Origin of the sequence: Nostoc sp. UCD121 (assembly GCF_014222285.1) — a bacterium.
In the GTDB taxonomy this organism is placed as follows: domain Bacteria; phylum Cyanobacteriota; class Cyanobacteriia; order Cyanobacteriales; family Nostocaceae; genus Nostoc.
This window is the reverse complement of the sequence record NZ_JACKZS010000375.1, coordinates 1-3,844: the sequence shown is the minus strand read 5'-3', so window position 1 is coordinate 3,844 and position 3,844 is coordinate 1. Positions and strand designations below refer to the sequence as shown.

At 41.9% G+C, this 3,844-nt stretch carries 3 protein-coding genes and 1 pseudogene; 2 read left to right on the top strand and 2 right to left on the bottom strand.

Going from position 1 to position 3,844, the window contains the following annotated elements; translation table 11 throughout:
* Positions 1-226 precede the first annotated feature (226 nt).
* Positions 227-769, bottom strand: a complete 543-nt coding sequence (locus GNF10_RS35760; RefSeq protein WP_185586026.1) for a hypothetical protein — start codon at positions 767-769, stop codon at positions 227-229.
* 445 nt (positions 770-1,214) lie between these two features.
* Here GNF10_RS35760 and GNF10_RS35755 point away from each other — a divergent pair, with 445 nt between their 5' ends.
* Together GNF10_RS35755 and GNF10_RS35750 are read left to right on the top strand one after the other, a co-directional pair.
* Positions 1,215-2,594: a histidine kinase gene (locus GNF10_RS35755; protein WP_185587226.1), complete on the top strand. Its 1,380-nt coding sequence runs from the start codon at positions 1,215-1,217 to the stop codon at positions 2,592-2,594.
* A 359-nt stretch (positions 2,595-2,953) separates the two neighbouring features.
* Positions 2,954-3,595, top strand: coding sequence for a response regulator transcription factor (locus tag GNF10_RS35750; RefSeq protein ID WP_221643673.1), 642 nt, complete (start codon positions 2,954-2,956; stop codon positions 3,593-3,595).
* Between the two features lies 1 nt (position 3,596).
* Here the strand turns inward: GNF10_RS35750 and GNF10_RS35745 are convergent.
* Positions 3,597-3,844, bottom strand: a pseudogene (locus GNF10_RS35745) (NAD(P)-dependent oxidoreductase); the annotation flags it as partial.

Genomic DNA, 3,844 nt, shown 5'->3' with positions numbered 1-3,844 from the left:
CCCTAACCCTCCCCGTATGTATTGGGAAGGGAACTAGATTTCCAGCTTCCCCCCTTTATAAGGGGGGATTGAGGGGGGTAATTCGACTTGTGTGTACGCCGTAGCCCTTAAAAGAAGAGGCTTTGAATTTTCCCTTTTCTAAGAAGAGAGCCTTAGAAAGACGTGAGAAACTTAGAAGGTTAGGTTTCGCGTTGGATTTTGTACGCAGCTAAAACCCATGCCAAAGTTAATTGGCTTTGATTTGTTGTCCTGAAAAATTGAATGTTCCTACAGGTGAGATATTATCTAATAACGGATTAGCATTTAGATTGAAAAAACGTAGTGTGATAGTCCCTTCTACTGTCTGTGTTTGGGGATTAAAGCTGGCTTGATAGTCGGCTCGGCCAATGCTACCAGTAGATCCTGCGCTTCCTGGATAAGCAAAGGTAATTGATCTGGCGCTGACCCCAGTTTTGCCATCACACTTCCAAGCACCTTGTCCACTGCTAAAGGGATTGAAGACGTTGGTAACACCACCTTGATTAGAGTCAATGACAAAAAAGTTACCATCTGCGGTAAGTGTTATGACTCCACGAGATCCGATTGTGCCATCTGAGTTAAAAATTTTTGTTAGATAAGCACCAGTGACATTTAGGCGACAACGTGTTGTATTAGCATTAGTCTCTTTTACAGAGAAGTCGTCGCCCCTAACGACATTAGGAGTGGCAAGCAATGTACAAGCCAAAACAGAACTAAACAACAAAGTGTTGCGAGACCAGATTTTGTTCATTTTGTTTGTTAATTGATTACACAAATTTAGTTACTTTATTAAGTATTCTCAACCAAACATCGTGTAGAGATATTGCGATACAACATCTTTACCCAATGCAACATTTCTACCGAACCGTATAGGCGCATAAACTTCTACACCTATGCGCTTTGACCACAAAGGCAAGGCGATCGCCTACGCCGGGCAGGTACGCCATCGTTAAAACTTTGCTTAAATCTTTGACGTAATGGATTGTACAGCGATCGCCTTGATCAATGCATCGGATACTTGTCCTATTTTTGACTAGGATCAATGACCTATAATGCACTAGGTCATTGATCCTATATATCTATAATTTTGTTGTGTTTTCTGATTTGTAGAATCAACATTTATCTGCGCGAGTAGCAGTAAACTACGGTGAAATTGCTGCGTTATCTATAAAACAAATTTTTTATGAAATCAGGTAATGACTATTATTTCAAGCCTTTTGGGTATATTTGCTGGCATTTGCCTGTATGTTGGTTTATTACACCTGCTAATTGCTTCTGCGCGATTAAAATCTGCGCTGCACTTCTGGTTTGGATTAACCTGCTTGCTGTGTGCTAGCTATATCTTGGCTCTTATAGCCAAATATAAAGTCACTGATGTAGAAGATTATATAAATGCCAGAAAATTGGCATCTTCCTTAGGGTTTTTTTTCACAATTGCTTGTGTCTGGTTTGTGGCTTTATATACCAAATTTAAGCCACTATGCCTACTGTTGGCACTGAATAGCCTCTACTTCATCTGCATCTTAATTAACGAAGCTTCACCAACTGGGATTCTTTACTCCCATATCAGCAGACTATCAAGCATCTCTTTGCCTTGGGGCGAACCGATTACCCACCCAGAAGGTACACTCAATCCTCTATTCGGGTTCCAATTCTTAGGTATTATCAGTAATGTAGTTTTCGCTTTTTACGCCTGTTACCGTCAATATAAACGTGGCGAAAAGCAAGCTGCACTGATTTTGGGTTTGAGTTTGGCGATTTTTGTCGCAACTATTCAATACGATCGCCTAATGGATTTGGGAGTGTTCAAATCTCTATACCTCAGCGAATATGGATTTCTGTCCTTCGTAGTGATTATGAGTCTACGCCTGGTCAAAGACTTGATGCAAACGGTGAAGCTACGCGAACAATTGATGGAAAGCGAACGGCTACGGAAGATTGCTGGGGAACTGGAGCGAAATCGCCTCGCCCGCGATTTACACGATTCAGTATCGCAGACATTGTTTACTGTAGCGACAATTGCCGAAGCTTTGCCTAGAGTCTGGAAACGCAACCCAGAGACAGCCCAACAGGGATTAGAAGAACTCGCCCAATTGACACAAGGGGCGTTAGCAGAAATGAGGAATTTACTAGTCGAGTTGCGTCCTAATGGTTTGGTAGAAAAACCTTTAGGTGAATTGCTACACCAGTTAACCAAGGGAGTTCAAGGACGGGCAAGTTTACAGGTAATAACAACGGTGTCAGGGGAAGGCGATCGCTCTCTGTCTAATGAAGCGAAGCTTGTCTTCTACCGGATTACTCAAGAGGCACTGAATAATATTATTAAATATGCCCAAGCAACGCAAGTATCAGTCAGCCTCAACGGTGATTCACAGGAAATAGTCTTGCGTATCAGTGATAATGGCTGTGGTTTTGACTCCAACAAAATACCATCTGGTCATTTGGGAATAGCAATTATGAAAGAACGGGCTGAGTCGATTGGTGCTACTTTCCATTTGTCAAGCTATCCAGGTGAGGGGACTGAGATTGTCCTGAGTTGGTCAACGGCTGTAAATAAAATACGGAGTGAGGAGTAGGGGATTGGGCACTTGGTACTGAGCGGAGCCGTTGACGTTAGCGTCTCTGAAAGAGAAGCCTCTCGTAGAGAAGTATTGAGCATTAAGTATAAATAAAGTTAACTACTAAAAGCACAATTTGTTCTTTTTAATTTTTGATTTGTAAGGTTTTTAGACGTATTTGCTTTTTGTAATATAGTTATGTTTATTCGTATCCATTTATTTAAAAAAAACAGATTTAAGTAGTATATTGTGGGATTTTTGGGTGATTGACTGGCGGGAAATAAAAAATTAAAGGTTAAGAATCTGACGTATAAATACTGAACATGGAACATTAGTGTAAATGTATTAAAAATAGTTTTAATATCCCGGATTTATTTATGAAAAAAGATAAATCAGTGAAACCTATTCGGGTCATTACTGTTGACGATCATGAAATCCTGCGGGGAGGTATTAAATTTCTCTTGCTGGCGTTTGATGACCTTGAATTAGTGGGTGAAGCGCGTAATGGAGATGAAGCAGTACATTTGTGCGAACAGTTGCAGCCAGATGTGGTGCTAATGGATTTGATGATGGTGGGGATGAATGGGGCAGAAGCAACAAGAGCTATCCGCAAAAAATACCCAGAAATTCAAGTTTTAATTTTGACGAGTTTTCTAGCCAATGACTTAGTACAGCAAGCAATGCAAGCCGGAGCTATTGGCTACCTGCTCAAAGGTATCTCGATTGATGAGTTAGCAGACACCATACGAGCTGCCGCGATCGGTCGGTCAATGTTGACAGCAGAGGTGATCCAGGCTTTGCTGCAACCGAGCAAACCATCATCCCAACCTGTCTTGAGCAAGCGACAGGAAGAAGTTTTAGCACTGCTGGCTTTAGGATTAAGTAATGACGCGATCGCTCAACGGATGAAACTTAGTCCTTCTACCATTAGACATCATGTTAGCCAGGTATTAAATAAGTTAGGGGTAACGAACCGTACTGAAGCTGCAACTACAGCAGTGCGAGTTGGATGTGTTTAGATTATTTTTCTGTTCGCCGGTTAACTAAGGTAGCGCTAGCTTGGTCAACAGGCATCAGCACAACTTCGTTAATATTGACATGGGGCGATCGCGTCACACAGAAAAATATCACATCAGCCACATCATCTGCTGTCAGTGGGGTAACTCCCTGGTAGACCGTTTTAGCGCGTTCAGTATTTCCGTGAAACCGCACCTCGCTAAATTCCGTTTCCACCATACCAGGGTCAACGGAGGTTACACGTACCCGTG

Bases quoted from the DNA above. Each gene is read 5' to 3' on its own strand.
- GNF10_RS35760 (WP_185586026.1), bottom strand. From the start codon at position 769: ATGAACAAAATCTGGTCTCGCAACACTTTGTTGTTTAGTTCTGTTTTG.
- GNF10_RS35755 (WP_185587226.1), top strand. From the start codon at position 1,215: ATGACTATTATTTCAAGCCTTTTGGGTATATTTGCTGGCATTTGCCTG.
- GNF10_RS35750 (WP_221643673.1), top strand. From the start codon at position 2,954: ATGAAAAAAGATAAATCAGTGAAACCTATTCGGGTCATTACTGTTGAC.